Genomic DNA, 1,889 nt, shown 5'->3' with positions numbered 1-1,889 from the left:
GCCACGGTGTCCGGCATGGAGGCATACAAGGCGCTCTGCGCCGAAGCCGAACGCGATTACGAAGGCTTCTGGGCGCGTCTCGCGCGCGAAACCCTCACGTGGCAAAAGCCCTTCACGAAGGTGCTCGACGAATCGAACGCGCCGTTCTACACGTGGTTCGAGGACGGCGAACTGAACGCCTCGTACAACAGCCTCGACCGCCACGTCGAGGCGGGCAACGGCGCGCGCGTGGCGATCATCTTCGAAGCCGACGACGGCACCGTCACGAACGTCACGTACGAGGACCTGCTCGCGCGCGTTTCGCGCTTCGCCAATGCGCTGAAGAAGCGCGGCGTGAAAAAGGGCGACCGCGTGGTCATCTACATGCCGATGTCGATCGAAGGCGTGGTCGCCATGCAGGCCTGCGCGCGCATCGGCGCGACGCATTCGGTGGTGTTCGGCGGGTTCTCGTCGAAGTCGCTCAACGAGCGCATGGTGGACGTGGGCGCCGTCGCGCTCATCACCGCCGACGAGCAGATGCGCGGCGGCAAGGCGCTGCCGCTGAAGAGCATCGCCGACGAAGCGCTCGCCATGGGCGGCTGCGAGGCGGTGCACAGCGTGATCGTGTTCCGGCGCACGGGCGGCAAGGTCGCGTGGCACGAAGGCCGCGACCACTGGATGCACGAACTCTCGGCCGCCGAGAGCGCGACGTGCGCGCCGGAGCCCGTGGGCGCCGAGCACCCGCTCTTCATCCTCTACACGTCGGGCTCGACGGGCAAGCCCAAGGGCGTGCAGCACAGCACGGGCGGCTATCTGCTGTGGGCCGCGCAGACCATGAAGTGGACCTTCGACTGGAAGCCCGCCGACGTGTTCTGGTGCACGGCCGACATCGGCTGGATCACGGGGCACAGCTACATTGCCTACGGTCCGCTCACGACCGGCGCGACCCAGGTGGTGTTCGAGGGCGTGCCCACGTACCCGAACGCGGGCCGCTTCTGGGACATGATCGCGAAGCACAAGGTCACGGTGTTCTACACGGCGCCCACGGCGATCCGCTCGCTCATCAAGGCGTCGGAGGCCGATGCGAAGGTGCATCCGAAGAGCCACGACCTCTCGTCGCTGCGCATTCTGGGCACGGTCGGCGAGCCGATCAATCCGGAAGCGTGGATGTGGTACTACGAAAACGTGGGGGGCAAGCGCTGCCCGATCGTGGACACGTGGTGGCAGACGGAAACGGGCGGCCACATGATCACGCCGCTGCCGGGCGCGACGCCGCTCGTGCCGGGTTCGTGCACGCTGCCGCTGCCGGGCATCATGGCGGCGATCGTCGACGAAACGGGGCAGGACGTGCCCAACGGGCAGGGCGGCATACTCGTCGTGAAGCGGCCGTGGCCGGCGATGATCCGCAACGTGTGGGGCAACCCGGAGCGCTACCGGGCGGGCTACTTCCCGGAGGAACTGGGCGGCCGGCTGTACCTGGCCGGCGACGGCAGCGTGCGCGACAGGGACACGGGCTACTTCACGATCATGGGCCGCATCGACGACGTGCTGAACGTGTCGGGCCACCGTCTGGGGACGATGGAGATCGAGTCGGCGCTGGTGGCGAATCCGCTGGTGGCGGAAGCGGCGGTGGTGGGCCGTCCCGACGACACCACGGGCGAAGCGGTGGTGGCGTTCGTGGTGCTCAAGGGTGCGCGTCCGCAGGGCGAGGAGGCCGTGAAGCTGGCCGGCGAGCTGCGCGCGTGGGTGGGCAAGGAGATCGGGCCGATCGCCAAGCCGCGCGACATCCGCTTCGGGGAGAACCTGCCGAAGACGCGTTCGGGCAAGATCATGCGGCGCCTGCTGCGCTCGCTTGCGAAGGGCGAGGCGATCACGCAGGACGTTTCGACGCTGGAAAACCCGGCGATTCT

At 68.1% G+C, this 1,889-nt stretch carries 1 protein-coding gene; it reads left to right on the top strand.

The annotated features are described in order from the left end of the window. The coding region (acs, locus tag BLU17_RS31995) for an acetate--CoA ligase (protein WP_245747126.1) at positions 1-1,889 on the top strand (1,889 nt) is incomplete at both ends.

The organism is Paraburkholderia lycopersici (assembly GCF_900096975.1).
Taxonomy (GTDB): domain Bacteria; phylum Pseudomonadota; class Gammaproteobacteria; order Burkholderiales; family Burkholderiaceae; genus Paraburkholderia; species Paraburkholderia lycopersici.
The sequence above is the reverse complement of the archived record's forward strand: the minus strand, read 5'-3'. Positions and strand labels throughout refer to the sequence as shown.